Origin of the sequence: Streptomyces griseorubiginosus, from assembly GCF_036345115.1 — a bacterium.
GTDB lineage: Bacteria > Actinomycetota > Actinomycetes > Streptomycetales > Streptomycetaceae > Streptomyces > Streptomyces griseorubiginosus_C.
This window is the reverse complement of the sequence record NZ_CP107766.1, coordinates 6,211,303-6,236,971: the sequence shown is the minus strand read 5'-3', so window position 1 is coordinate 6,236,971 and position 25,669 is coordinate 6,211,303. Positions and strand designations below refer to the sequence as shown.

The 25,669-nt window shown below is 71.0% G+C and carries 24 protein-coding genes; 14 read left to right on the top strand and 10 right to left on the bottom strand.

Annotation, left to right across the window (positions count from 1 at the left end; translation table 11 throughout):
- Window positions 1-5 precede the first annotated feature (5 nt).
- Entirely contained in the window at window positions 6-2,582 is a 2,577-nt protein-coding gene (pepN, locus tag OHN19_RS28265) for an aminopeptidase N (protein WP_330266897.1), read from the top strand.
- 66 nt (window positions 2,583-2,648) lie between these two features.
- Here pepN and OHN19_RS28260 read toward each other — a convergent pair whose 3' ends face one another.
- The 4 genes from OHN19_RS28260 to OHN19_RS28245 all read right to left on the bottom strand — a co-directional run bounded on the left by OHN19_RS28260 (window position 2,649) and on the right by OHN19_RS28245 (window position 7,233).
- Window positions 2,649-3,896: a M14 family zinc carboxypeptidase gene (locus tag OHN19_RS28260; protein WP_330266896.1), complete on the bottom strand. Its 1,248-nt coding sequence runs from the start codon at window positions 3,894-3,896 to the stop codon at window positions 2,649-2,651.
- A gap of 151 nt (window positions 3,897-4,047) precedes the next feature.
- On the bottom strand, window positions 4,048-4,806 hold the full coding sequence (locus tag OHN19_RS28255; protein ID WP_330266895.1) for an SDR family NAD(P)-dependent oxidoreductase: 759 nt from the start codon (window positions 4,804-4,806) through the stop codon (window positions 4,048-4,050).
- Between the two features lie 85 nt (window positions 4,807-4,891).
- A complete protein-coding gene (locus tag OHN19_RS28250) occupies window positions 4,892-6,232 on the bottom strand; it encodes a sigma-70 family RNA polymerase sigma factor (RefSeq protein WP_330266894.1) in 1,341 nt (446 codons plus the stop codon).
- 41 nt (window positions 6,233-6,273) lie between these two features.
- Window positions 6,274-7,233, bottom strand: a complete 960-nt coding sequence (locus tag OHN19_RS28245) for an EamA family transporter (RefSeq protein ID WP_330266893.1) — start codon at window positions 7,231-7,233, stop codon at window positions 6,274-6,276.
- Between the two features lie 130 nt (window positions 7,234-7,363).
- On the opposite strand from OHN19_RS28245, the gene OHN19_RS28240 reads away from it, so the two are divergent.
- The 4 genes from OHN19_RS28240 to OHN19_RS28225 all read left to right on the top strand — a co-directional run bounded on the left by OHN19_RS28240 (window position 7,364) and on the right by OHN19_RS28225 (window position 11,001).
- Window positions 7,364-7,873 carry a MarR family transcriptional regulator gene (locus OHN19_RS28240; RefSeq protein ID WP_330266892.1) on the top strand — a complete coding sequence of 170 codons (510 nt, stop codon included), beginning with the start codon at window positions 7,364-7,366 and terminating at the stop codon, window positions 7,871-7,873.
- Window positions 7,874-7,942: 69 nt separating this feature from the next.
- A complete protein-coding gene (locus tag OHN19_RS28235; RefSeq protein WP_330266891.1) occupies window positions 7,943-8,518 on the top strand; it encodes a hypothetical protein in 576 nt (191 codons plus the stop codon).
- Window positions 8,519-8,577: 59 nt separating this feature from the next.
- The gene (locus tag OHN19_RS28230) at window positions 8,578-9,276 is read left to right on the top strand and encodes a hypothetical protein (RefSeq protein WP_330266890.1); all 699 of its coding nucleotides are present in this window, start codon (window positions 8,578-8,580) and stop codon (window positions 9,274-9,276) included.
- A gap of 3 nt (window positions 9,277-9,279) precedes the next feature.
- On the top strand, window positions 9,280-11,001 hold the full coding sequence (locus OHN19_RS28225) for a hypothetical protein (protein ID WP_330266889.1): 1,722 nt from the start codon (window positions 9,280-9,282) through the stop codon (window positions 10,999-11,001).
- Here the strand turns inward: OHN19_RS28225 and OHN19_RS28220 are convergent.
- The 5 genes from OHN19_RS28220 to OHN19_RS28200 all read right to left on the bottom strand — a co-directional run bounded on the left by OHN19_RS28220 (window position 10,973) and on the right by OHN19_RS28200 (window position 15,257).
- Window positions 10,973-11,386, bottom strand: coding sequence for a nucleotide triphosphate diphosphatase NUDT15 (locus tag OHN19_RS28220; protein ID WP_330266888.1), 414 nt, complete (start codon window positions 11,384-11,386; stop codon window positions 10,973-10,975). The two genes, OHN19_RS28225 and OHN19_RS28220, sit on opposite strands and share 29 nt — an antisense overlap.
- A complete protein-coding gene (locus OHN19_RS28215) occupies window positions 11,383-12,249 on the bottom strand; it encodes a radical SAM protein (RefSeq protein WP_330269727.1) in 867 nt (288 codons plus the stop codon). Before OHN19_RS28215 ends, OHN19_RS28220 begins: the two co-directional genes overlap by 4 nt.
- Before the next feature lie 314 nt (window positions 12,250-12,563).
- Window positions 12,564-12,860: a hypothetical protein gene (locus OHN19_RS28210; protein WP_330266887.1), complete on the bottom strand. Its 297-nt coding sequence runs from the start codon at window positions 12,858-12,860 to the stop codon at window positions 12,564-12,566.
- Window positions 12,861-12,953: 93 nt separating this feature from the next.
- Window positions 12,954-15,008 (bottom strand): 4-alpha-glucanotransferase, encoded by a 2,055-nt coding sequence (malQ, locus tag OHN19_RS28205; RefSeq protein WP_330266886.1) that lies wholly within the window; start codon window positions 15,006-15,008, stop codon window positions 12,954-12,956.
- Window positions 15,009-15,257, bottom strand: a complete 249-nt coding sequence (locus OHN19_RS28200; protein WP_330266885.1) for a hypothetical protein — start codon at window positions 15,255-15,257, stop codon at window positions 15,009-15,011.
- 163 nt (window positions 15,258-15,420) lie between these two features.
- Between OHN19_RS28200 and OHN19_RS28195 the strand changes: the two genes are divergently transcribed.
- From OHN19_RS28195 to OHN19_RS28185, 3 genes are read left to right on the top strand one after another with little or no spacing between them, the layout of a single operon-like run.
- Window positions 15,421-15,954 carry a PadR family transcriptional regulator gene (locus tag OHN19_RS28195; RefSeq protein WP_330266884.1) on the top strand — a complete coding sequence of 178 codons (534 nt, stop codon included), beginning with the start codon at window positions 15,421-15,423 and terminating at the stop codon, window positions 15,952-15,954.
- A complete protein-coding gene (locus OHN19_RS28190; protein ID WP_330266883.1) occupies window positions 15,951-16,649 on the top strand; it encodes an ABC transporter ATP-binding protein in 699 nt (232 codons plus the stop codon). The genes OHN19_RS28195 and OHN19_RS28190 overlap by 4 nt, the downstream gene beginning before the upstream one ends.
- Window positions 16,646-18,028 carry an FtsX-like permease family protein gene (locus OHN19_RS28185; RefSeq protein ID WP_330266882.1) on the top strand — a complete coding sequence of 461 codons (1,383 nt, stop codon included), beginning with the start codon at window positions 16,646-16,648 and terminating at the stop codon, window positions 18,026-18,028. The genes OHN19_RS28190 and OHN19_RS28185 overlap by 4 nt, the downstream gene beginning before the upstream one ends.
- A 115-nt stretch (window positions 18,029-18,143) precedes the next feature.
- On the opposite strand, the gene OHN19_RS28180 is transcribed toward OHN19_RS28185, so the two are convergent.
- Window positions 18,144-18,680 (bottom strand): HNH endonuclease, encoded by a 537-nt coding sequence (locus OHN19_RS28180; protein ID WP_020116449.1) that lies wholly within the window; start codon window positions 18,678-18,680, stop codon window positions 18,144-18,146.
- Between the two features lie 282 nt (window positions 18,681-18,962).
- On the opposite strand from OHN19_RS28180, the gene OHN19_RS28175 reads away from it, so the two are divergent.
- From OHN19_RS28175 to OHN19_RS28150, 6 genes are all read left to right on the top strand, one after another.
- Complete coding sequence (locus OHN19_RS28175; RefSeq protein ID WP_330266881.1) at window positions 18,963-20,066, top strand: mechanosensitive ion channel family protein; 1,104 nt, start codon at window positions 18,963-18,965, stop codon at window positions 20,064-20,066.
- Between the two features lie 132 nt (window positions 20,067-20,198).
- Complete coding sequence (locus OHN19_RS28170; protein WP_330266880.1) at window positions 20,199-21,038, top strand: hypothetical protein; 840 nt, start codon at window positions 20,199-20,201, stop codon at window positions 21,036-21,038.
- 195 nt (window positions 21,039-21,233) lie between these two features.
- Window positions 21,234-22,427: an ROK family transcriptional regulator gene (locus OHN19_RS28165; protein ID WP_330266879.1), complete on the top strand. Its 1,194-nt coding sequence runs from the start codon at window positions 21,234-21,236 to the stop codon at window positions 22,425-22,427.
- 54 nt (window positions 22,428-22,481) lie between these two features.
- A complete protein-coding gene (locus OHN19_RS28160; RefSeq protein WP_330266878.1) occupies window positions 22,482-23,825 on the top strand; it encodes an ABC transporter substrate-binding protein in 1,344 nt (447 codons plus the stop codon).
- Window positions 23,826-23,827: 2 nt separating this feature from the next.
- The gene (locus OHN19_RS28155; RefSeq protein ID WP_330266877.1) at window positions 23,828-24,769 is read left to right on the top strand and encodes a sugar ABC transporter permease; all 942 of its coding nucleotides are present in this window, start codon (window positions 23,828-23,830) and stop codon (window positions 24,767-24,769) included.
- 2 nt (window positions 24,770-24,771) lie between these two features.
- Window positions 24,772-25,665, top strand: a complete 894-nt coding sequence (locus OHN19_RS28150) for a carbohydrate ABC transporter permease (RefSeq protein ID WP_330266876.1) — start codon at window positions 24,772-24,774, stop codon at window positions 25,663-25,665.
- Window positions 25,666-25,669: the final 4 nt, after the last annotated feature.

Here is a 25,669-nt window from a genome sequence, read left to right as displayed (position 1 = left end):
ACCGCGTGCCTGGCACAAACCTGACTCGCGAAGAGGCTCAGCAGCGGGCGAAGCTGCTCAGCGTCGAGTCCTACGAGATCGATCTCGACCTCTCCGGCGCGCAGGAGGGCGGTACCTACCGGTCCGTGACCACGGTGCGCTTCGACGTCGCCGAGAACGGCGCCGATTCCTTCATCGACCTCGTGGCTCCCACGGTCCACGAGGTCACCCTGAACGGGGACGCCCTCGACCCCGCCGAGGTCTTCCAGGACTCCCGGATCGCCCTCCCCGGCCTCCTGGAGGGGCGCAACATCCTGCGGGTCGTCGCCGACGCGGCGTACACCAACACCGGTGAGGGCCTGCACCGCTTCGTCGACCCGGTCGACCAGCAGGCCTACCTGTACACGCAGTTCGAGGTGCCGGACGCCCGCCGGGTCTTCGCCTCCTTCGAGCAGCCCGACCTGAAGGCCACCTTCCAGTTCACCGTGAAGGCGCCGACCGGCTGGACGGTCATCTCCAACTCCCCGACACCGGAGCCGAAGGACGACGTCTGGGTCTTCGAGCCGACCCCGCGCATCTCGTCGTACATCACCGCGCTGATCGTCGGCCCGTACCACTCCGTGCACAGCGTGTACGAGAAGGACGGCCAGTCCGTGCCGCTCGGCATCTACTGCCGTCCCTCGCTGGCCGAGCACCTCGACTCGGACGCCATCTTCGAGGTGACCCGGCAGGGCTTCGAGTGGTTCCAGGAGAAGTTCGACTACGCGTACCCGTTCAAGAAGTACGACCAGCTGTTCGTGCCGGAGTTCAACGCGGGCGCGATGGAGAACGCCGGCGCGGTCACCATCCGCGACCAGTACGTCTTCCGGTCCAAGGTGACCGACGCCGCGTACGAGATGCGCGCCGAGACCATCCTGCACGAGCTGGCCCACATGTGGTTCGGCGACCTCGTGACCATGGAGTGGTGGAACGACCTGTGGCTGAACGAGTCGTTCGCCACCTACACCTCCATCGCCTGCCAGGCGTACGCCCCTGACAGCCGGTGGCCGCACTCCTGGACCACGTTCGCCAACTCGATGAAGACGTGGGCGTACCGCCAGGACCAGCTGCCGTCCACGCACCCGATCATGGCCGAGATCCGCGACCTCGACGACGTGCTGGTCAACTTCGACGGCATCACGTACGCCAAGGGCGCCTCCGTCCTCAAGCAACTCGTCGCCTACGTCGGCATGGACGAGTTCTTCGGCGGTGTACAGGCGTACTTCAAGCGCCACGCGTACGGCAACACCCGGCTGTCCGACCTGCTGGGCGCGCTGGAGGAGACCTCGGGGCGTGACCTCGGGACCTGGTCGCAGAAGTGGCTCCAGACGGCAGGCATCAACGTCCTGCGCCCGGAGATCGAGACGGACGCGGAGGGTGTCATCACCTCCTTCGCCATCCGCCAGGAGGCTCCGGCGCTCCCGGCCGGTGCGAAGGGCGAGCCGACCCTGCGTCCGCACCGGATCGCGGTCGGCCTGTACGAACTCGACGACGACAGCGGCAAGCTGGTCCGCGACGAGCGGATCGAGCTGGACGTGGACGGCGAGCTGACGGCCGTACCGCAGCTGGTCGGCAAGCGCCGTCCGGCGGTCGTGCTCCTCAACGACGACGACCTGTCGTACGCCAAGGTCCGCCTCGACGAGCAGTCGCTGGCCTTCGTCACCGAGCACCTGGGCGACTTCGAGTCCTCGCTGCCGCGCGCGCTGTGCTGGGCGTCGGCGTGGGACATGACGAGGGACGCCGAGCTCGCGACCCGCGACTACCTGTCCCTGGTCCTCTCCGGTATCGGTAAGGAGTCCGACATCGGTGTCGTGCAGTCGCTGCACCGGCAGGTGAAGCTGGCGATCGAGCTGTACGCCGCCCCCTCCGCCCGCGAGGCCCTGCTGACCCGCTGGACCGACGCCACGCTGGCGCATCTGCGGTCGGCGGCCGCGGGCAGCGACCACCAGCTGGCGTGGGCGCGGGCGTTCGCGGCGACCGCCCGTACGCCGGAGCAGCTGGACCTCCTGGAGGGGCTGCTCGACGGGTCCCAGGTCGTCGAGGGCCTGGCCGTCGACACCGAGCTGCGCTGGGCGTTCGTGCAGCGGCTGGCCTCGGTGGGCCGCTACGACGAGTCGGAGATCGCCGCCGAGTACGAGCGGGACAAGACCGCCGCCGGTGAGCGCCACGCGGCGACCGCGCGTGCCTCGCGGCCCACCGAGGAGGCGAAGGCGGAGGCCTGGGCGCAGGTCGTCGAGTCCGACAAACTGCCCAACGCCGTCCAGGAGGCCGTGATCGGCGGGTTCGTGCAGACCGACCAGCGGGAGCTGCTCGCGCCGTACACGGACAAGTACTTCGAGGTGGTCAAGGACATCTGGGAGTCCCGCTCGCACGAGATCGCCCAGCAGATCGCGGTCGGCCTCTACCCCTCGCTCCAGGTCTCCCAGGAGACCCTGGACAAGACGGACGCCTGGCTGGCCTCGGCGGAGCCGAACGCGGCCCTGCGCCGGCTCGTCTCCGAGTCCCGCGCGGGCGTGGAGCGGGCGCTGAAGGCCCAGGCGGCGGACGCGCAGGCGGAGCAGTAGGGACCGGGACGGCGGGAGGCGGTGGCTTCGGTCAGCCGCCTCCCACCTCCACTCGGTCAGCGGTGTTCAGCGCCGATCGCACAGCAGCCGGGCCGTGTCGAGCATGGTCCGCACATGCAGCCCTGTCTGCGCGGCCACCGGTACCCACCGCAGGTCGTACGTCTTCTCCAGTTCCTGGCTCCACTCGCGCACCAGGTCGTCGAGGATCTCCACGGTCCGCGGGTCGGTGCGGGCCAGGGCGCGGCTCGCCATCGCCGCCACCCGGAGCGGGATGCGACGCGCGGAGATGCCCCGCGTCGCGAAGTACCCGCGGAACAGGCCGGGTTCCTCCGCGGCCCAGCTGTCCACGATCGACGGAGCCACCCCGAGGAGCTCCCGCGCTGCATCCCGCAGCGGCGCCAGTTCCTCCGGTACGGCCCCGTCGAGCCGCGTCCCGAGAACGGCGGCCAGCTCCCGGCTCCGGCCCAGCAGCACTTCTCCCAGCCGCGCGGCCGCACGGTCAGGGTCGGTCACGGGTCGCGCGTCGCTCACCGAGGGCACCGCCCAGGCGGGGGTCTCGATCAGGGTGGTCACCGTGCCGTGGCGGCGCGGGTGGAACCAGGTGCTCTCGGCGACGAAGCCGCTCGGGTCGCGCTCACCCGCGCCGTGGCCGTCGGGCAGCACCAGGACGCCGGGCGGGTCGAGCCGCCAGTCGGGGCCGTCGACGGGGTGCCGGTCCACGGGGATGCGCAGCCGCGCCGCCGTCCGGCGGAACGCGTCCGCGACGCCCGGCACGGTGCGCGTCATCATCACGAAGGCGCCGCCGAACTCGATGCCGTGCAGGGTGAACTGGGCGAGGGGCCGCAGCTCGTCGAGGATCCGCACGAGCGTGGCCGACTCCGGGAGCGGCTCCCCGGGAGGCAGCGGCAGGGACTCCGGCTGGCGGGCGAACGCGGGCCGGTAGAAACCGCGGTGACACTCCGTCAGCGAGGGCTCCGGCTCCTCCGGCTGCCAGCCGTGCGCGAGGTGGGCCCCGTCGGGGTCGAGACAGAGCAGGAAGTGCCAGGCGCAGCCGAGCCGTTCGAGCAGTTCGGGCCGGCCGGCGAACAGGGCGGCGAGGCGCAGTGCGGAGGCCCCGCCCACCGGTTCGTTGGCGTGCGCGCCGGCGACCGCGAGGATGTGCCGGTCGGCGTGTCCGGCGGACAGCAGCCACAGCGGCCGGCCTGCCCGGCTCTGTCCCACCTTCTCCAGGCGGAGCAGGCCCGGGGCGGCGCGGACCAGCGCGCGGGCCCTTCGCTCCAGTTCGTCGACTGCCGGATAGAGCGAAGTCCGCACGCCGGTCCTCCGAACGCTGGTGGTCCGATCAAGCACCCTGGGAATTACTGTCCCCAGAGGTCCCTTTCTTGTCCAGCGGGCGCAGCACGGTCTCGGTGGGCATGTGATCCCCTCCTCCTGCGGTCGCGTACCTGGTGGCGGGGGCGCACGCTCAGACGGAGACCATCCCGCCCGTCGCGTTGACGAACGTGCCGGTGATCCCGCCCGCGTGGTCGGAGGCGAGGAACACCGCGGTGGCGGCCACTTCGGCGAGCGTGGGGTTGCGGCGGGTCATGCGCATCCCGGCCAGGTGGTCGACGATGCCCTGGACGGCGGCCGCGTCGATCGCCGGGTTGACCGCGGCGAGCTTCTCGACGGTGAACGTCTCCGGCACCCCGGCCACCCACAGCCCGACCGCCCGCACCCCGCGCGGCCCCAGCTCGATCGCCAGGTTGCGCACGAGCGTGTCGATCGCGCCGTCCGCGGGACCGGTGCCGCCCATCATCGGACTGCCGTGCGCGGAACCGCTGTTGAGGGCCAGGATGACTCCGCTGCCCCGGGCGGCCATCCGGCGTCCCGCGGCGCGGGCGGTGAGGAAATTGGCGCGCAGGCCGTCGGTGACCGGCCGCATGAAGTCGTCGACGGCCATGTCGGTCAGCGGCGCGCCCTGTACGTCGCCGCGGGTGACCAGGTTGACGGAGATGTCGATGTCGCCGACCGAGTCGGCGTGCGCCTCGACCGCCGCCTCGTCCAGCGCGTCCACGACGGCCACCTCGGCGTTCTTGATGTCGGCGGCCACCGCTTCCAGGGTCTGCCGGGTCCGGCCGACGAGGTGGACCCTCGCACCCTGCTCGGCGAAGGCGCGGGCGACGGCCCCGCCGATGGATCCGCCGGCGCCGTAGACGATCGCGGTCTTGTCGGTGAGCAGCATGGTGAGCTCCTTGGAAGGGGTTCGTATGTGACATCCGTACCGACGCACGAATCCCCGGACACTCATCGCTCGCCGGGGCGGAGCGTCACAGCCGCAGCGGCAGCCCGAACGCGGGGAAGAGATGCGGCTCGAAGGAGGTGATCTCCGCGATGCGGTCACCGCCCGCCTCGAACCGCAGGACGTCCAGGACCTGCGCACGGAACACGCTGGTCCCGGGCCTGCGGACGTAATTGCCCACGGCGAGCTGTCCGTTGGCGCGGGTGGGCAGGCTGCGCCAGTGGCCGAGGAAGGCCGGGGAGGCGGGATCGAGGCTGACCCGCACGAAGTCGACGAGCGCGTCCCGGCCGGTGAACCAGAAGGGGTTCGGCGGCATGGTGAGGACGACGTCCTCGGTGAGCATCGAGGTCATGGCGTCGAGGTCGAGCCGCTCCACGGCGGCCATGTACCGCTCCAGTACGGCCTGTTGCCGCTGGGTGGGCTCGGCGGCCCGCCAGTCGGCGCGGTCCCCGGGCAGGTGCGCGCGCAGGGCCGGCCTGGCCCGCTGCAACGCGCTGTTGACCGAGGCCACGCTCGTCTCCAGGGCCTCGGCGGTCTCGGCGGCGGTCAGTCCGAGGGCGTCCCGCAGGACGAGGACGGCCCGCTGCCGGGCGGGCAGGTGCTGGATCGCGGCCAGCAGGACGAGCTCCAGGGTCTCCCGGGACTCACCGGCCACCTCCGGCAACTCCCGCTCCTCCACGGGCAGTTCTTCGTCCGGGTAGGGCTGCAACCAGGTGATGCGGGCGGGCGGTTCGCCGTCGCCGTGGTGCATGCCCGGCACCGGTTCGTAGCGTTGCGGGCGGCGCGCGGTGCGTCGTAGGAGATCCAGGCAGGCGTTGGTGGCGATCCGGTACAGCCAGGTCCGCGCGCTCGCCCGCCCCTGGAACCCGTCCCGCGCCCGCCAGGCCCGCAGGAACGTCTCCTGCACCAGGTCCTCGGCCTCGTCGTAGGACCCGGTCATGCGGTAGCAGTGCACCTGGATCTCACGGCGGTGCTGCTCGGCCAGGGCGGCGAAGTCGCTCTCGTCGAGTTCCGTCACGGGGGCCGGTGTGACGGAACCGCTCGGCTCCGCGGCCGTGGCGGGCGGGAGGGGATCACGCGGCTCCGCGGCGGTGTCCCGTGCCATGCGGGCGACGCGCTTCAACTGGGCGACGGAGGAGGCCAGTTCGGTCACGTGGGCGTAGAGGGCCTCGGGGGGCTGCGGGACCAGTTGCCCGGCCCGGCGCCCGACCTCGTCGATGAGCCCCTGCGCGGTGAGGGCCTCGGGTTGGCGCCGTGCCCGGTACGCCTTCTGCCGGCAGGCGGCGGAACAGTAGACGGAGCCGCGTCCGGTGCGACCGGCTCGCGCGGCGAGCGGCTTGTCGCACACCGGGCAGACCTCTGCGGCCACATGCGCCTCCGGGAGTTGCGTAACGCGGGACCGGTGTGACGTTACAACGCCCTCGACATGTCCCGCAGCGCCTCCGGCGTCCCCCTCCTCCCGGGGGACCCGAACGACCGGCCGGCGGCGGGCGGCCGTACCCCCGGCTGTCCCGCCACCGTCCGTACCCCCAGCTGTCCCGCCACCGTCGCCCCGAACGCCAGTGCCATGCCCGCCAGTTGGACCGGCGTCAGGGACTGGCCGAGCGCCGCCCAGCCGAGCACCGCGGCGGTCAGCGGGGAGAGGGGGCCGAGGAAGGTGACCTGGGTGGCGGTGAGGCGGCCGATGCCGCGGAACCAGAGCCAGTAGGCGACGGCGGTGTTCGCCAGCGCGAGGTAGAGGTAGCCGCCGACCGCGCGGCCGTCGAGCGCGGGCGGGGCGCCCTCGACGAGGAGGGCGAGCGGCGCGATGAGCAGGCCGCCCGCGGTGAGCTGCCACGCGGTGAGGGCGAGCGGGCCCACTCCGTCGGGGCGGCCCCAGCGCTTGGTCAGCACGGTGCCCGCGGACATCGAGGCGGAGGAGGCGAAGGCCGCCGCGACACCGACCGCGTCGAGGGCGCCGGCCGCCTTGAGCACGACCAGGCTGACCCCGAACGCGGCGACGACACCGGTGAGCACGCTCCGCGTGGTGGGCCGCTGCCCCAGCAGCAGCGCCGACAGCCCGACGACGATCAGCGGCCCGACCGACCCGACGACCGCGGCCATCCCGCCCGGCAGCCGGTATGCCGACAGGAACAGCAACGGGAAGAAGGCCCCGATGTTCAGCGCGCCGAGCACCGCCGCCTTCCCCCACCACACCCCGCGCGGCAGCACCCGGGCGAGCGCGAGCAGCACGAGACCGGCGGGCAGGGCACGCATCATCCCGGTGAACAGGGGCCGGTCGGGCGGGAGGAACTCGGTGGTGACGGCGTAGGTGGTGCCCCAGGAGACGGGGGCGAGCGCGGTGAGGAGGACGGTGGAGGCGCGGTTCATGAGCTGGTGCCTTCCGGGTGAGAGCGGCCACGAGACCCGACTTAGCTCGATGGAAAGTAGCTTACTCCTAAGCTACTTTTCTGCAAGCCACTTTCTTGCGGGCGACCGAGACCCCGCGGATACTCGGCACATGACTGCACAGCGCAAGGACGCCGTCGACGCGATCATCGACCAGTGGGCGGCCGTGCGGCCCGACCTCGACACCAAGGCCATGGAGGTCTTCGGGCGGATCTACCGCCTCGGCCGCGCGATGGGCGACCGCGTGGAGCAGGCGTACGCCCCCTACGGCATCTCGCGCGGCGAGTTCGACGTCCTCGCCACCCTCCGCCGGGCCGGCGAGCCGTACACCCTCTCGCCCCGCCAGCTCTCCTCGACTCTGATGCTCACCACGGGCGGCATGACGGGCCGCCTCGACAAACTGGAACGCGCCGCCCTGCTCCGGCGCTCCCCCGACCCCCACGACCGCCGCGGCCTCCAGGTCACCCTGACCGACAAGGGCCTGTCCGTCATCGACGAGGCGGTCGAAGCGGGCCTGACCGTCCAGACCCAGGCCCTCGCCACCCTCACCGAGGACCGGGCCGCCCAACTGGCTGACCTGCTCCGGGAGTTGCTGCAAGGGACGCAGAACTCGCCGGAGTGAGCGCGGTTCCCACGGAAGCACGGCGGCGGAGGCGTTCCGTCCGCCCGCTTGTCACCGCATCATGACGGCGTGCACATCACACCGGCGGCGCAGGCCGCGCTCATCGGTACGTCACTGGGCGCGACGGCCACCCTCAGCGCCGCCTGGCTCACCCAGCGCGCCACCTCCAGGCGCGAGCGGGAACGGCGGCTGTGGGACCGCAGGGTGGCCACGTACGACGACCTCATGAGCACCGTGCACACCTATGCGCAGCTGCGGGCCCACACCCGGCGGTCCTACGAGCTCCCGGAACTGGAGGGTGTCCGCAGCGAGGCCCTGCACTCCGCGGCCACGCTGGCGGCCCGGATCGAGCTCTACAGTTCCGAGCGGCTGCGCGAGGCCTGCGAGAGGTCGTTCGACGGCGTGCAGCGGTGGCTGCTGGCCTGGGAGGAGTGGCACGAGCAGGGTCCCGCCGTCCGGCTCCCCAGCCAGGCGGACGGCCTGTGGAAGAAGTTCACCAAACGCGTCGAGGAGGCGGAGAAGGCCGACAGCGAACTCCTCGAACTGCTCCTGGCCGACGTGCACGGGGCGCGGCGCAAACCATGGAGGCACCGGAGGGGCCGTCTCCTCGGAAAGAAGGCGTCGCGGAAACCTGACCACGATTAACGTTCTTCGTTCCGGGTGAGACTTCTGGAACGCGCGGCGGAACAGACGGGGGGCCGGACATGGCGCGGAACGAGCATTTGATCGAGTTATACCTCGCGGGAAAACGCATCGCGTCCGGACTGCGGATCGCCCGGCCCTTCGCGCTGACCACCGCGCACGCCCTCGGACAGGACGTCCTCTCGGCCAAGCCGCTGCTGCATCTGCGGGACGGCACCCCCGCGCAGATCGTCTGGGGCAACACCCCCTCGGACCTGGCCCTGCTCAGACTCGAACTGAACGGCACCACGGGCCCGTTGGCGACGACCGCCTACGGCGAGGCGCAGCAGGGACAGGCCTGGCGGGCGACCGTCTCCGTCGACCCCAAGCCCCTGACGGGCAGCGTCGTCGAGCCCGACGCCGTCTACCACGACGGGCCCCACCTCAAGGTGACGGCCCTGCGGCTGCGCTGCGAGCGCGTCCTGCGCGACCCGGAGGCGTACGCGGGCAGCCCCATCGAGGAGACCCGCCAGGACCCGCCCGTCGTCCTCGGCCTGCTGGTGAAGCCCCGGGACACACCTCCCCGGGAGAGCGACGAGGCCTTCGCCATCTCCGTCGCGGAGGCGCTCCGGCTTTTCGACGACGTCACGGGCGGCCGGAAAGCGGAGAAGCGCACCCGGGCCCACCAGGTGCTGCACGACCGCGGTTACGGAAGCGTGCGCCCACGCTGGACGAGGACCGACCCGAACCGGCGTACGAAGCGTCCGCCAGAAGGAAACTGATCCATGAACGACATCAGTGACCTCGACGAAGCGATATCGGTCGCCGAGGAGAAGGCGGAAAAGGACGACGACAGCGCGACCGCGCAAGCCACCGCCCGCGAGGCCGAGGCGGCGCTCATCGGCTACGTCGACCGCCTGCGCAGCGGACAGGCCGTGTGGGAGGAGGAGCCGGAGCGGATCGCCCGGTACGCCCACCTCGTCGAACTGCTGCTGGCGCTCGGCCTCGACAAGGCCGCGGCGGACCTGACCGACACGACCCTGCGCGCCATGCGGCTCTCCGAGATCGACCAGGTGGTCTACCGGGAGCCGGAACTCTGGAACCACCTCGGCTCCCTGCTCGCCGAACAGGGCGACCTGGTGCGGGCCATGGCCGTACTGGACTGCGCGCTCACCCGCGCACACGAGTACGAGACCTACGAGGTCCCGGCCATCCTCGCCAACCTGAGCGTGGTGAGCCTTCAGCTCGGCGACCCCGACGCGGCCGGCATCTGGGCCAACAAGGCGCTCGACTCGCTCAAGTACGAACAGGACAAGGACCTGGAGACCCGGCTGACCGCCGACCGGGTCCGCCTCGACCTCGCCAGGGCCTCCGGCGACGAGCAGGACCTCCAGAACGCGGTGGACAGCTTCGACCAGTCGGTGGCCCGGTTCGTCGAGAGCGAGGGCGGCGACCACGCCCGGGCCCTCGGCGCCCGCGTCGCCCTGGCCGCGGCCCGCCACGACGCGGACCCGAGCCTCGAGAACCTCGCCCAGCTGGAACTCCTCCACGTCACCGCGCAGGTGACGCTCGGTCTGGAGCACCGCGAGACGATCATCGCCCAAGCCACCCTCGCCGCCACGGAGTTCGCCGCGGCCGGTGGCTGGGAGGGCCGGGCCAACGAGCGCACGGAAGCCGCCGTACAGGCCTTCCTCAGCGCCGCCACCCGTGCCGTCGCCTCCCCCGACCTCGGCCAGGAGCACCCCCAGACGCACATCCTCCAGGACGAACTCGCGGACATGCGGGCGGCCATCACCCCGGACGACAAACTCCCGTACCACATCCAGAAGGTGTACAAGCCCCACCAGAACACCGAGCGCAACGACGCGAAACGCCGGGCGCTGGAGGAGGAGACCGGCATCATCCGGCTCATCGCCCACGCCGGCGCCTCCTACTTCCTGGAGGAGACACGGCTCTTCTACGGCCGGGTCAAGGACGCACTGGAGCGCGGGGTCCGTTTCAACGTCGTCATCAGCAGCCCCTGGAACAGCCTCGCCGCCTTCATGCCGCACGACGCCGGTGCCGAGCCGGGCAACTACCAGAACATCGTGGAGCTGGTGGAGAGCAGTCCGTCGTACAACAACACCTTCCTGCCCGTGGTCGAGTCGTACAAGCTGCTCAAGTCGATGTACCCGGATCTGATCGAGCTGCGGATCACCTCGCTGGACGTCAGCGGGTCCACGCTGCTCACCTCGAACGTCGGCTTCTTCGAGCCGTACATCACGTCGAATCCGCAGCGCCGGACGCGACGGGGGATGAGCGTGTTCGAGGTGGAGTTCCGCAAGGACAGCCGGTACTACGCCGACAGTCTGGAGGAGTTCCGGGCGCAGTGGGAACTGTCCAGCACCTGGGCGGAGTTCGAGGCCAACCAGGAGCAGCACAAGGCCGCGCTGCGCTCGGAGATGGGGGCGCTCGCCTCCGTGCGGATGCGGGCGAGTGTCAGGAGGGGAGAAGTGCCCCGTCCCTGACCTTGTTCAGCACGTCCACCGATCCCACGAACAGGGGCGTGGGCAGGGCGTCCAGCGGCCAGAACTCCCAGCGCTCGCACCGGTCGGGTTCCCGCACCCGGATGTCACCCGTGTAGTCGGGGATCTCCACGCCGACCTGCATGTGGTGGTTGGCCGCCGGGTCCGGGTCGGTGACGCAGACGACCCGGGCGTCTCGGGCACGGACGCCGGTCTCCTCCTCCAGCTCGCGGCAGGCGGCACCGGTCAGCGTCTCACCGACCTCCAGATGCCCCCCGGGCAGCCCCCAGCTCCCGGCCCCGAAGGTGTTGGCCCGGAGCCCCAGCAGCACACGCTCGCCGGAGCGGACGATGGCCTGAACTCCCACGCGTACGTGTGCCGTCGTCATGACTGCCCTTTCGGTTCCAGCGGATAGGTTCCGACGAAATTGGCGGCGTTGCGGAACGGCTGCACCAGACCGGCGGGGCCAGTGCCGTCGTCCCGCACCAGGTCGAAGAAGTCGCCGAGCCGCCGTTCCTCGCCCGCCTCGATGACGACGACCTGGCAGTCCGGGTCGATGAAGAAGTAGGTGCCGGCCCGGTCGGCGTTCCGGTAGACCCGGAGGGTGACATCGCGTTCGTCGGCGGCCTCCTGGCAGCGAGCCACCACCTCTTCGAACCGGTCGTCGTCGATGGAGAGCCAACTGGCATTGTCCGCACCGTAGTTGGTCTCGGACATCTGGTAGACCTTCCACACGTCGGGGAGGCAGGCCTTTTCGATGAGATCCAGCACGCGGGGGGCTCCGGCGACATTGCGCCGGGTGACGACGGTCCCCAGTTTCACTTTGACCTGCTGGTGGTTCTTCCGGACTTCCTTCAGCAGGCCGAGCACTCTTTCCCTGTGCGGCGCGACTCCTTTGCGGAGTTCCCGGTGTTCCTTCTCGTCCGCCGAGTCCACCGGCAGGGCGATCCACGACAGGCCCGGCAGGACGCGCTCCATGAGCTTCAGCGGGGCGAGTCCGTTCGTGCTCAGCACCACCCGGGGAGGGGCTCCGCCGTCCGGGTGCGCACCGCTCAACTCCTGGACGAGGTCCCCGAGATACGGCAGCAGGGTGGGCTCGCCCCCCGAGATCACCACTCCCTGCACCCCCTCCTGCCGCAGCGTCGCAGCGATCCGGAGTGCCTCCGCACGCCGCATGGTGGGCATTTCGTGGCGTGGTCCGAAGCAAAAAGGGCAGCTCAGATTGCATCTGCCGATCGGACGAAGATCCACGTACGGGGGGAGCACGCGCTGAATCTACAGCGCGCCGAAGCAGCCCGCCGCCGGACGGTCAAAGTGTCACCCGAGTGGTGACCATTCCGTAGCCGGCCGCGGACTCTCTTCGAGCCGCTCCCTTTCGAACACTGCCCCGGGGACGAGAAGGTCACACTCCCCCACGCGCCGGCGTCCGCGTCAGCCGACGTGAGCCGTGAGGGCTATCCGCCCCGGCCCCCGGCCCCGGCCCGGACATGCCGAAGGCGCCGGCCTCGCCCCCGTGCGGCTGACGCGCGTACGGGTGGCGGGGTCGGCGCCCCGGGAAAGCTGGGTCAGGCCTTCGAGCCGGCCTTGGCCTCGGCCTCGGCGGGCCTCGTCCTGATGTTGCGGCTGGTCACCCGGTGCTCTTCCTTGGACTTGTCCAGGACCATCACCAGACCAGCGATGACCCCGAACAGCACGAGCGGGGCCACCACGAAGAGGCCCAGCGTCTCGATGACGCTCAGACCCGTGCCCGGGTCGTCGCCGTCGTCGCGGGTCAGCGCCGAGGCGGGGACCGACATGAGCAGCATCATCAGCGTCGTACCGGCAGCCAGGGCGCCGGCGCGCAGGGCGTTCTTCTTGTCCACGGGGCCAAAAGTACCGAACGTCGGATCAGGCCGCGCGTCCGGGGGTGTGTTAGGGCGCCCCACACTGCACCCACCCAGGAGCGTGGGCCGTCCCTACGGCGCCCGCAGCACCTCCACCAACGCGTGCAACCGAGCCGACGCCGCCAGGTCCTCCAGCGTCACCGCCCGACCCTCCCCGTCCGCGATCGGCAGCCGCCAGTTCGGATACTGGTCCCACGTCCCCGGCAGGTTCTGCGGCCTGCGGTCACCCACCGTGTCCGGCAGCCAGACGCCCACCATCCGGGCCGGGGTGTGCAGCAGGAACCGGTGGACGGCCTGGATCTGGGCCTCCTCCGAGGAGGGGTCGGCGCCGCCGCCCGTGCCGTGCAGCAGACCGAGACGGGCCAGCAGCTCCAGCCACTCACCCGTGTCCGCGGCGGCCTCCGCCCGCTCCTCCTCCAGCGGCCGCGTCAGCAGCCCCAGGCCGTCCCGGAGTTCGACGTGCTCCCCGGTGAGCCGGGACGCGGTGGGCGGCAGGTCGTGCGTGGTCGCGGTGGCCAGGCAGTCCGCCCGCCACCGCTCCGGCGGCAGGGGACGCCCGTCCCCCTCCCAGTCCCGCTCGAACCACAGGACCGACGTCCCCAGCACCCCCCGCTCGCGCAGCACCTCCCGCACCCCGGGCTCCACGGTCCCGAGGTCCTCCCCGATCACCAGCGCCCCGGCCCGCGAGGCCTCCAGGACGAGCACGGCGAGCATGGCCTCCGCGTCGTAGCGGACGTACGTCCCCTCGGTCGGCGGATGCCCCTGCGGGACCCACCACAGCCGGAACAGGCCCATGACGTGGTCGATGCGCAGCGCCCCGGCGTACCGGAACAGGGCCCGCAGCAGTTGCCGGTACGGCGCGTAGCCGGACTCGGCCAGCCGGTCCGGGCGCCACGGGGGCAGCCCCCAGTCCTGCCCGCGGGCGTTGAAGGCGTCCGGAGGCGCTCCTACGGACATCCCGGCGGCGAAGTACGCCTGCTGGGCCCAGGCGTCCGCGCCCTCGGGGTGCACGCCCACCGCGAGGTCGTGGACGAGGCCCACCGGCATCCCCGCCTCCCGCGCGGCCCGCTGGGCGGCGGTGAGCTGGCTCTCGGTGAGCCAGGCGAGGCGGGAGAAGAAGTCGACGCGGTCCATCAGCTCACCGCGGGCGCGGGCGGTCTCGGCGGACCGCGGGTCCTGGAGACCGGAAGGCCAGCCGCGCCAGTCGGAGCCGTGCGCCTCCGCCAGCGCACACCAGGTCGCGTGGTCCTCCAGTGCCTGCCCGCCCTCGGCGAGATAGTCGGCGTAGGCGGCGCGGCGGCCGGGCCCGAGCGGGACCTCGCGGACCAGCTCCAGCGCCTCCCGCTTGAGTTCCCACACCGCGTCCCGGTCGATCAGCGCGCCCTTCTCCAGTACCGCTTCCCGCAGCCGCTCGGCCCGCTCCCGCAGGGCCCCGAGCCGGTCGGCGTCGGTGACATGGGCGTACTCGGGGATGTCCTCGATCCGCAGGTGCACCGGGTCGGGGAAGCGCCGCGAGGAGGGCCGGTAGGGGGAGGGGTCGGTGGGGGCGCCGGGCACGGCCGCGTGCAGCGGGTTGACCTGCACGAAGCCGGCGCCCAGGGCACGTCCCGCCCAGGAGGTCAGTTCGGCGAGGTCGCCGAGGTCGCCCATGCCCCAGGAGCGGTGCGAGAGCAGGGAGTAGAGCTGGACGAGGAGGCCGTACGACCGTCCCGGCGCCGCGGGCAGCCGCGGCGGGGCCACGATCAGGTGGGCGTCGGCGGTGCGGCCGTCGGGGGCGGTGGCGGTCAACCGGTGGATGCCGGGCGGGAGTTGGTCGGCGGCGGTGTGCGTCTCGCCCTGTTCGGTCAGGATGCGCAGCCGGGTGCCCGCGGGCAGGTCGGCCACGAACGCGGGCGGGCTGCCGCTCCAGCACACCACCGTCGGCGGCAGCAGGCGCGCGCGCAGCTCACGCTCCCGGGCCGCGAGGGCCCCGGCCGGGTCGCCCGCGTCGACGCCCAGCGCGGCCAGGGCCAGCGTGACGGCGGTGGCGGAGGCGGCGACCGTACGGTCCGGGGAGGGCTGGTAGGAGGTGGCGATGCCGTAGGACTCGGCGAGCCGGGTCAGCTCCGGACCGGGGGGCGCCGCCATCTAGGGCTCCAGGTGGGCGTAGGACCCGCCGGTCGGGAAGGCCTCCGCGTACGCGTCGGACTCGCTGGTCAGGTGGGCCGCGTCGGCGAGGGGCGGTTCGCTGGTGAGGGGCTCGGCGTCGGGCAGGGGCGGTTCGCTGGTGAGGGGGGTCTCGGTGCAGGCGCCCTCGGCGCTGAAGACACAGAAGTGGTCAGCGGGCGCCTCGGGTTTGGACAGGGCCGAGAGCAGAAGCTGTGCCGATGCGGCCACGGGGGCCTCCTTGTCGAGTACGACGACGGGGGTTACCGCAGCCCTACCCAGTGGACGCGGCGGCAGACGTGCGGGAGGGGAGAACGTGCTGTTCGTCATGTTCCGCGGGCTCTTCGTTGATCACTATTCACTCAGTACATGTACGTGATGCATACTGATCGCCATGAGCACCCGTCACATCCTGCTGGGGCTGCTCGCCGGTGGGCCGAGCCATGGCTACGACCTCAAGCGACGCCACGACGACCGTTTCCCGGAGGCCCGTCCGCTCGCCTACGGGCAGGTCTACACGACCCTGCAACGCCTGGTGCGGGACGGTCTCGCCGAGGTCGACGGCACCGACTCGGACGGCGGCCCGGAGCGCACGAAGTATCGCGCGACCGACGAGGGGGCGCGTGAGCTGGCGGACTGGGCCGACCGGATCGCCCCGCCCGCGCCCTTCGTGACGAACGAGATCTTCGCCAAGGTCGTCGTCTCGATCCTGGCCGGCGGCGACCCGGACGCCTATCTGAGGGCCCAGCGGGCCGCCCACATGGCGCGCATGCGGGAGCTCACCGCGGTCAAGACCGCCCCGGGGGCCGACCTCGCGACCGTGCTCTCGGCGGACTACGCCCTCAACCACCTCGACGCCGACCTCCGCTGGATGACCACCACGGCGGCCCGGCTCACCACTTTGACGGCCGAGGTCGCCTCGGCATGAGCGACAAGGGGAACACTTCGGTGCCACTTCTCGAAGGGCGCGATCTCGGCAAGACGTACGGCAGGACGGACGCCCTGCGGGGTGCCTCCCTGCGCCTGGACGCCGGCGAGATCCTCGCCGTGACCGGCACCAGCGGCAGCGGGAAGTCGACGCTGCTGCACTGCCTGGCCGGGATCGTCCGCCCCGACACCGGTTCGGTGTCCTACGGCGGGGAGCGTCTCGACCGGCTGCCCGAACAGCGGCTGAGCGAGCTGCGCCGTACCGAGTTCGGCGTGGTCTTCCAGTTCGGCCAGCTGATCCCGGAGCTGACCGCGCTCGACAACGTGGCGCTGCCGCTGCTGCTCGCCGGTACCTCCCGCGGGGAGGCCCACGTCCGGGCCGGTGAGTGGCTGGAGCGGTTCGGCGTGCGCGGCCAGTCCGCGCTGCGTCCCGGCGAGATGAGCGGCGGCCAGGCCCAGCGGACCGCGCTGGCCCGGGCCGTGGTGACCGGGCCCGAGGTCGTCTTCGCCGACGAACCCACCGGCGCGCTGGACTCCCTGGCGAGCGAACAGGTCATGACCGCCCTGGTCCACACGGCCCGCGAGTCCGGTACGGCGGTGCTGCTGATCACCCATGACGCCCAGGTGGCGGCCTATGCGGACCGCGAGGTGCGGATCGCCGACGGGGCCGTGGTCCCGACGGGGGTGACGGCATGACCAAGGCCCATGGCGGTCCCCTGACCGCCGACCTGCGCATGGCCTGGCTGCTCACCCGCGGTTCCGACCGGCGGGAATGGTGGCGGGTCGGGCTCACGGCGGTCGGGGCGGCGCTGGCGACCGGCATCGGGATGGCCGTCGTGGCGCTGAACTCGCTGGACGGGTACTACTCCGTGCCGTTCGGGGCCGGGCTGCTCGACTCCGCGAGCGACCGGCGCAACGTGAGCGCCGTGGCCGTGCTGCTGCTGATCCCGGTGCTCGGCTTCCTCGGGCAGTGCGCGCGGATCGGCGCGGTGCACCGGGACCGGCGACTGGCCGCGCTGCGGCTCGCGGGGGCCGGTCCCTGGCAGGTGCGGCGGATCGCGGCGCTGGAGTCGGGGCCGGCCTGTCTGGCGGGCTCGGTGGCGGCCGCGGCCGTGTTCGGCACGCTGCTGCTGCTCCTGTGGGAGCACCCCGACCCTGTCGTCTGGGCCGGTTTCGTGGTGGTGCCGGTGGTCGTGTCGGTGCTGGGCGCGGCCGTGAGCATGCTGTCGCTGTGGCGGGTGGTGGCCTCTCCGCTGGGCTGGGTACGGCGGGTCCGGCCGACGTGGGGTCCGGGGCGCGCCCTGCGGGTGGGGATCGTGCTGCTCGGGGTCATGGCGGTGGGCGTGAGCGTGTCGTCGTTCGTGGGCGGTCCCGTCGACATCGCCCTCGGCCCGCCGGCGGTGTTCGCGGCCGTCCTGGTCGTCGGGCTCGCGACGGTCTCGCTGACCGGGACGGCGGCCCGGCGACTGGGCGGGGCCCTGGCCGCCCGCGCCCAGAGCCCGGCGGTGCTGATCGCGGCGGAGCGGCTGCGGGACGACCCGTGGGCGGCGGCCCGTACCCACGCCTCGGTGCTGCTGGTCACGGTCGTCGGAGCGGGCTTCGTGGGCGTGCGACAGGTGTTGCTCACCACCCTGCACACCATGCGCCGGGAGGGCACGCTGGGAGCGGACATGGACTACTACACGACCGGCATCGACCTGACGGGCGCCGCGATCCTCGTCGCCCTCGCACTGGTCCTGAGCGGACTCGCCGTCGGCACCGCGGAGTCCCTGGCCGCACGGCGCCGGGGCCTGGCGGCCCAGGTCGCCGCCGGGGTGCCGTACCGGGTGCTGGCGAGGGCGCTGCTCCTGGAGACCGCACTGCCGCTGGCCCCCGCCGTACTGCTCGCCGGTGCGGGCGGCATGGGGATCAGCGTCTGGTACACGTCGCTGGCCTCGCGGAACACCCCCACCGAGGTGCCGTACGCCGCCCTCCTGGTCCCCCTCGTGATCTACGCGGCCTGTCTGCTGGCCGCCGCGACCTCGCTGCCGCTGCTGCGCCGCTCGGTCCGGCCGGCGGAGCTGCGGTACGCGTGAGGGCGTGAAAGCGTCCGGTCCCGGAGGTACGGGGGGCCTCCGGGACCGGATCCCCGCCGCGTGCGCGCGTCGCGTGTGCGAGCCGCGTGCGGCAACACAAAGGCCCGGATCGTGGTCAGGCTGAGATGCCGTCGATCCGGGCCATGGCGTCCTCCGCGCCGTACGGCTGCAAGTAGGGCAGCCAGCGCGGGTCCCTATGCCCGGTGCCGATGATGCGCCAGGCCAGACCGGTGGGTGGAGCGGGTTTGTGGCGCAGCCGCCAGCCGATCTCGAACAGGTGTCGGTCGGCCTTCACATGGTTGCAGCGGCGGCAGGACGCCACCACGTTGTCCCAGACGTGCTTGCCCCCGCGGCTGCGCGGGATGACGTGGTCGACGCTGGTTGCGACGCCACCGCAGTACATGCACCGGCCCCCGTCGCGCGCGAAGAGCGCTCTGCGGGTGAGAGGCACAGGACCTCGGTAAGGAACCCTGACGAACCTTTTGAGCCGGACCACGCTGGGTGCGGGGACTGTGACGGTCGCGCTGTGCATGAAGGCGCCGGATTCCTCCAGGGAGACCGCTTTGTTCTCCAGGACGAGGACGAGCGCGCGGCGGAGCGGTACGACGCCGAGGGGCTCGTACGACGCGTTGAGGACCAGGACATGCGGCACGGATGCCTCCTTGGGCGTCGGCGGCGCGTGGCTCGCGCCGGGACGATCTGAGGTCAGTCTCCCCTCTTGGCCGGGAGAAACGCCACCATGTCCCGGTAACGGGCTGGGAGTGTTTTCGACCACACCTTTCTTCATCCCCAGGTGAGGCCGGTCTCTCCCCCGGACATTGCAACGATCCCCACACGATGCACCGTTAGTGTGGTTGGTCTGCCGTACCGGTGACCTTTTCGTGACCTTGACCGCCCTGTCGGACGGCAGACGCAGCACCTGGAGGTACCTGCCGTGTCCTTGTCCGCCGTCCTACTGGCCGCGAGTCCGTCGCCGTCGCCGTCCCCCTCGGACACCTCGACGCCGGCCGTGCCGAGTCTCCAGGACGCCCAGGAAAGCGCCACGAACGCGGCCAGCTGGGTCGAGCAGAACTGGTCGACCTGGCTGGCGATCAGCCTGCGCGTCCTGCTGATCCTGGTGATCGCCGGGGTGCTGAGAATGGTCGTGCGGCGGGCCATCACCAAGCTGATAGACCGGATGAACCGCACCGCCCAGGCGGTCGACGGCACCGCGATCGGCGGCCTGCTGGTCAACAACGAGCGGCGCAGGCAGCGCTCGCAGGCGATCGGCTCGGTGCTGCGCTCGGTGGCGAGCTTCATCATCATGGGCACGGCCGCCCTGATGGTCCTGGGCGCCTTCGAGATCAACCTGGCCCCGCTGCTGGCGTCGGCGGGTGTCGCGGGTGTGGCGATCGGCTTCGGCGCCCGCAACCTGGTCACGGACTTCCTCTCCGGTGTCTTCATGATCCTGGAGGACCAGTACGGCGTCGGCGACACCATCGACGCGGGCGTGGCCTCCGGCGAGGTCATAGAGGTCGGCCTCAGGGTGACCAAGCTGCGCGGCGACCAGGGCGAGATCTGGTACGTCCGCAACGGCGAGGTCAAGCGGATCGGCAACCTCTCGCAGGGCTGGGCGACGGCCGGCGTGGACGTGACCCTGCGGGCCTCCGAGGACCTCGACAAGGTGAAGCGGGTGCTGGGCGAGGTCGCCGAGAAGATGAGCAAGGAGGAGCCCTGGAACGAGCTCCTGTGGGGCCCGATCGAGGTGCTCGGCCTGGACAGCGTCCTGCTGGACTCCATGGTCGTGCGGGTCTCCGCCAAGACGATGCCGGGCAAGTCCCTCACGGTCGAGCGCGAGCTGCGCTGGCGCATCAAGCACGCCTTCGACGCGGCGGACATCCGCATCGTCGGCGGTGCGACGGTCCCCGCCGAGGAGGAGCCCGCCGACCCGACCGCGGCGGTGGCGGCCCCGTCCGTCTTCTCCAACTCCGAGTCCCCCCAGTCGGCGGCGGCCTCCCCGCTGGCCTCGGCCCCGGCACAGCGTCCGGCGGCGAAGTAGGCCGAAACTCTCACCTTCTTCACGTGAAGGACGCATTCCCCCCACACGCATGATCATCTAACGTCGCCCGCACGACGGGCCCTTGTTCTGGAGCGCAACGCCCAGGGGCCCGTTTCGAATGTGGGGAAACACATGAGAAAGCTCGCCATAGGCATCGCCGCGTCCGGTGCCCTGGCCCTGACCGGTCTGGTGGCCCCGGCCGCCTCGGCCGCCACCACCCCGAACCTCGTCTTCTCCGACGTCACCGTGAACAACGGGAAGGCGGTCACCGTCGGGACGGCCGCCACCGTGAAGGTGCCGGTGACGTACACCCTGACCCGCCCCTCCGACCTGACGGTCGACTACAAGACCACCTTCGCCGGCGTCCTGCTCTACCGGGGCACGCTCAGCAGGATGGCGAACGAGATCGACCCCGAGGCCGTGCCCACCTGCACCACGACCGCGACGACGGACACCACCGTCACCGAGTCGTGCAAGGAGATCCTGGCGATCGACCCCGCGGCCTCCCTGTACTCGGCCTCGGACGCCACCGCCTGGAAGGCGGCCGGCCTCTACAGCACGATCGCCCAGGACGACGACGACTCGGACGGTCACATCAGCCTCGGCTACGACTACGACGCCTGGGGCCCCCTCGGCAGCGGCGTCCAGATCAAGCGCGCGGCGAAGCTCACCGCCGACGCGGCGCCCGAGCCGGTGAAGAAGGGGGCGACCCTCACGGTCACCGGCAAGCTCACCCGGGCCGACTGGGACAGCGGGAGGTACACCGGCTACGTCTCCCAGAAGGCCACCCTCCAGTTCCGCGCCAAGGGGGCGAGCAGCTACACCACCGTCAAGACGGTGACCTCCGGGACCGGCGGCGTCCTGAGGACGACCACGAAGGCCACCAAGGACGGTTACTACCGTTACACCTTCACGGGTACGACCACCACCGGCTCGGCGACGGCCGCGGGCGACTACGTGGACGTGCGGTAGCCACTGCCGTCCCTCCGCCCTCACCCTGAGCACCCCCGCAGGTAACGACTCCGTTTCCTGCGGGGGTTCTTTGTCCAACCCCTCTTGACTCCCTGGTGGTCCATACCTATGTTCCCTACATCCGATAGGAAACCTTCCTAACAGTCTTCTTTCTCTAGAGTCGTCTTTTCCCTGTAGTCACGGAGAGGGGCACCCATGGCAGGCACACCACGCACACTGCGCGCCATGAACGACCGTGCCGCGCTCGACCTCCTGCTGGAGCACGGCCCCCTCTCCCGCACCCGGATCGGCAAGCTCACCGGCCTGTCCAAGCCGACCGCGTCCCAGCTCCTGGCCCGCCTGGAGGCGTCGGGGCTCGTCCTCGCCACCGGTACCAGCGAGGGCAGGCCGGGGCCCAACGCCCAGCTGTACGAGGTCGACCCGACCGCCGCGTACGCCGCCGGGCTCGACGTCACCCCCGAGCGCATCCTCGCCGCGGTCGCCGACATCACCGGCCGCACCGTGGGCTCCTACGAGCTCCCGACCCCGGGACGGCGACCCACCCAGCCCGTCGTCCGGCAGGTCACCGACGCCCTCGACGGCGCGGTGAAGGCGGCCGGGCTCGCCCGCGGCGACGTCCACCGGCTCGTCATCGGCACCCCCGGCGCCTTCGACCCCAACACCGGCCGACTGCGCTACGCCTCCCACCTCCCCGGCTGGCACACCCCGGCCCTGCTCGACGAACTCGCCGCCGTCCTGCCGATGCCGGTCGAGTACGAGAACGACGTCAACCTCGTCGCCGTGGCCGAACAGCGGCTCGGGGCGGCCCGCGGACACGAGGACTTCGTGCTGCTGTGGAACGAGGGCGGTCTCGGTGCCGCGCTGGTCCTCGGCGGCCGGCTGCACCGCGGCTGGACCGGCGGCGCGGGGGAGGTAGGTTTCCTGCCGGTTCCCGGAGCACCTCTGGTGCGGCACGTCACCAAGGCCAACAGTGGTGGCTATCAGGAGCTCGCGGGCTCCCAGGCCATCCCGCACCTCGCCCGCGAGCTCGGTATGACGGACATCCCGTCCGGGCCGTACGCCGAGGCCGCCGCCGTCCTCGTGGCGCGTGCCGCCGCCGAGGACACCGTCCTGAACCGGCTGCTCCTGCAGACCTACGCCACCCGGCTGGCCACCGGTCTCGCCTCGCTCGTATCCGTCCTCGACCCCGAACTCGTCGTCCTCAGCGGTGCCTCGCTCACCGCCGGCGGCGACACCCTGCGCGCCCTCGTCCAGGACGAGCTGGAGGAACTGGCAGCCTCCCGGCCCCGGCTGGTCGTCGGCGACGTCCGAGAACACCCCGTGCTGCGCGGCGCCCTGGAGAGCGCGCTCGCGGCCACCCGCGACGAGGTCTTCGACACCTCTCGCTGACCCCCGAACTCCCCCACACCCTCACCTCACCGCCCGTCCCTGGGAGATCCCGTCATGCGCTCAGCCATACCCTCGTCCGCCCGGAAAGCGGCTTTTGCCCTGACCGTGTCCGCCGTGCTCGTCACCACCGCCTGTACCGGCCAGGCCTCCTCCGGCGCCGACGACGACGCGTCCAAGGAGACGACCATCAACTTCTGGCACGCCTGGAGCGCGGACTCCGAGGTGGCGGGAGTAAAGGCGCTGGTCGCCGGGTTCGAGAAGGCGCACCCCAACATCCACGTCAACGTGGTCGGCAACATGACCGACGACAAGATCAACCAGGCGCTGCGCACCGGCGGCAGCAAGGCCCCGGACGTCATCTCGTCGTTCACCACGAACAACGTCGGCAAGTTCTGCTCCTCGGGCGCGCTGGTCGACCTCAACCCCTTCTTCAAGAAGTCGGGCATCGACCCGGACACCACCTTCCCGGCCGCGATGAACCAGTACACCCAGTTCGACGGCGACCGCTGTGCCGCGCCGCTCCTCGGCGACGCGTACGGGCTCTACTACAACAAGACGGCGTTCCAGAAGGCCGGGATCAGCAACCCGCCCAAGACCTGGTCCGAATTCGAGACCGACGCCAAGAAGCTGACGATCGCCCAGGGCGACTCGTACAAGCAGCTCGGGTTCATGCCGAACTACCACGGCTGGGAGACCACGACCGAGCACTACCTGGGCCAGTTCTCGCCCACCTACTTCGACAAGGCGGGCAAGTCCACGATCGCCACCGACCCGGCCGTCGCCGCCGCGTTCACCACCCAGAAGAAGCTCGTCGACGAACTCGGCGGCTTCAAGAAGCTGGAGAAGTACCGCGCGGGGCTCGGTGACGAGTGGGGCCCCAAGCACCCCTTCCAGACCGGCCAGGTCGCCATGCAGCTCGACGGTGAGTGGCGCCTCGGGATGGCCCTGGACGCCAAGCCCGGCTTCGAGATCGGCGTGGCCCCGCTGCCCGTCCCGGACGACCAGGCCGACCAGTACGGCAAGGGCTACATCACCGGCACCATCGCCGGTATCGCCGCCAACAGCACCAAGCAGAACGCGGCCTGGGAGTTCCTGAAGTACATCACCACCGACACGGACGCGGTGGTCGGCTTCTCCAACGCCATCCACAACGTGCCCTCGACGCTCGCGGCCCTGAAGTCCCCGAAGCTGAAGTACGACCCGCGCTTCAAGACCTTCCTCGACATCGCCGCCGACCCGAACTCGACGACCGCCCCGTCCTCGATCAACGGCGGTGTCTACCTCACCACCATCCAGGACCTCGGCTACGCCTACGAGAGCGGCAAGGTCACCGACCTGAAGAAGGGCCTCGCCGACGCGGCCAAGCAGATCGACACGGACATCGCGCAGGCGAAGTAGCGATGAGCACCATCACCCTGGCGTCGAAGCGCCGCCGGTCGGCGCTTCGCACGATCGCCTTCATGTCGCCCTGGCTGATCGGCTTCACGGTCTTCTTCGCCTACCCGCTGATCTCCACGGTCTACTTCTCGTTCATGCACTACGACGGCTTCAAGCCGCCGACCTGGAGCGGGACGAAGAACTGGACCTACGTCTTCCAGGACTACCCCTTCTTCTGGCCCGCCCTGCGCAACACCCTGTGGCTGGTCGTCGTGATGGTGTCGCTCCGGGTCGTCTTCGGACTCGGCGTCGGCATGCTCATCACGAAGATCAAAACGGGTACGGGGGTCTTCCGCACCCTCTTCTACCTGCCCTACCTGGCCCCGCCCGTCGCGGCCACCATGGCCTTCGCGTTCCTGCTCAACCCCGGTACGGGACCGGTCAACTCGATCCTGGAGAAGGTCGGCATCCCGGCACCGGGCTGGTTCAACGACCCCACCTGGTCCAAGCCGGCCCTCACCCTGCTCGCCCTGTGGGGCATCGGCGACCTGATGGTCATCTTCATGGCCGCGCTGCTCGACGTGCCCCAGGAGCAGTACGAGGCCGCGGAGTTGGACGGGGCGTCGGCGTGGCAGCGGTTCCGGTTCGTCACCCTTCCCAACATCTCGCCGATCGTGATGTTCGCCGTGGTCACCGGCGTGATCCAGACCATGCAGTACTACACACAGCCGTTGATCGCCGGGAAGGTCGCCTCGGGGGTGATCCAGGGCGCGGGCACCCAGTTCGAGCCCGGCTACCCGGACAAGTCCACGCTGACCCTCCCCCAGCTCGTGTACAACCTCGGCTTCCAGCGCTTCGACTACGGCTCCGCGTGTGTCGTCGCCCTCGTCCTCTTCGCCCTGTCGATGGTGTTCACCGCGTTCCTGATGCGGCGCCGGGGCGGTCTCATCCAGGCAGGTGACTGACCATGACCCAAGTACTGGAGCGACCGGTGGAGTTGAAGACGCCGGCCTCGCCCGCCGAGCGCACCGCCCGGCGCCGGGCGGTGCTGGAGTGGGTCGCGATCCACTCCCTCGGTATCGCCGCCGCCCTCTTCTTCACGCTGCCCTTCGTGTTCGTGTTCCTGACCTCGCTGATGAGCGACACCCAGGCCCTCAGCCGGGACCTGATCCCGCACACCTGGGAGTGGGGCAACTACAAGCGGGTCTTCGACACCCCGGGTTTCCTGACCTGGTGGCGCAACACGCTGATCTACGCGGGACTGGGAACAGTCCTTACAGTCGTGTCGTCGGTGCCCGTGGCGTACGCGCTCGCCAAGTTCCGCTTCCGGGGCCGCAATCTCTCCCTGATGCTGGTGATCTCGATGATGATGCTGCCGCCACAGGTCGTCATCATCCCGATGTACCTCTTCTGGGCGAAGCAGCTCGGCCTGTCGGGCACGCTGTGGCCGCTGATCATCCCGATGGCGTTCGGGGACGCGTTCTCGATCTTCCTGCTGAGGCAGTTCCTGATGACGATCCCGAACGAGTACGTGGACGCGGCGAAGGTCGACGGCTGCGGCGACCTGCGCACCCTGCTCAAGGTGGTCGTGCCCATGGCCAAGCCCGGGATCGCGGCCGTGGCGCTCTTCCAGTTCTTCTACGCCTGGAACGACTACTTCGGCCCGCAGATCTACGCCTCGGAGAACCAGAACGCCTGGACCCTCAGTTACGGCCTGGAGTCCTTCAAGGGCATGCACCACACCGACTGGAACCTCACCATGGCCGCGACCGTGCTGGTCATGGCCCCCGTGATCCTCGTGTTCTTCTTCGCGCAGAAGGCGTTCGTCGAGGGCGTCACGCTGACCGGAGTGAAGGGTTAACCGG

Coding starts and splice junctions, on each gene's coding strand:
- OHN19_RS28230 (WP_330266890.1), top strand. CDS start 8,578: ATGGCGCGGAACGAGCATTTGATCGAGTTATACCTCGCGGGAAAACGC.
- OHN19_RS28155 (WP_330266877.1), top strand. CDS start 23,828: ATGAGCACCATCACCCTGGCGTCGAAGCGCCGCCGGTCGGCGCTTCGC.
- OHN19_RS28255 (WP_330266895.1), bottom strand. CDS start 4,806: ATGCTGCTCACCGACAAGACCGCGATCGTCTACGGCGCCGGCGGATCC.
- OHN19_RS28220 (WP_330266888.1), bottom strand. CDS start 11,386: ATGACGACGGCACACGTACGCGTGGGAGTTCAGGCCATCGTCCGCTCC.
- OHN19_RS28195 (WP_330266884.1), top strand. CDS start 15,421: ATGAGCACCCGTCACATCCTGCTGGGGCTGCTCGCCGGTGGGCCGAGC.
- malQ (WP_330266886.1), bottom strand. CDS start 15,008: ATGGCGGCGCCCCCCGGTCCGGAGCTGACCCGGCTCGCCGAGTCCTAC.
- OHN19_RS28185 (WP_330266882.1), top strand. CDS start 16,646: ATGACCAAGGCCCATGGCGGTCCCCTGACCGCCGACCTGCGCATGGCC.
- OHN19_RS28240 (WP_330266892.1), top strand. CDS start 7,364: ATGACTGCACAGCGCAAGGACGCCGTCGACGCGATCATCGACCAGTGG.
- OHN19_RS28245 (WP_330266893.1), bottom strand. CDS start 7,233: ATGAACCGCGCCTCCACCGTCCTCCTCACCGCGCTCGCCCCCGTCTCC.
- OHN19_RS28170 (WP_330266880.1), top strand. CDS start 20,199: ATGAGAAAGCTCGCCATAGGCATCGCCGCGTCCGGTGCCCTGGCCCTG.
- OHN19_RS28165 (WP_330266879.1), top strand. CDS start 21,234: ATGGCAGGCACACCACGCACACTGCGCGCCATGAACGACCGTGCCGCG.
- OHN19_RS28160 (WP_330266878.1), top strand. CDS start 22,482: ATGCGCTCAGCCATACCCTCGTCCGCCCGGAAAGCGGCTTTTGCCCTG.
- OHN19_RS28150 (WP_330266876.1), top strand. CDS start 24,772: ATGACCCAAGTACTGGAGCGACCGGTGGAGTTGAAGACGCCGGCCTCG.
- OHN19_RS28190 (WP_330266883.1), top strand. CDS start 15,951: ATGAGCGACAAGGGGAACACTTCGGTGCCACTTCTCGAAGGGCGCGAT.
- OHN19_RS28225 (WP_330266889.1), top strand. CDS start 9,280: ATGAACGACATCAGTGACCTCGACGAAGCGATATCGGTCGCCGAGGAG.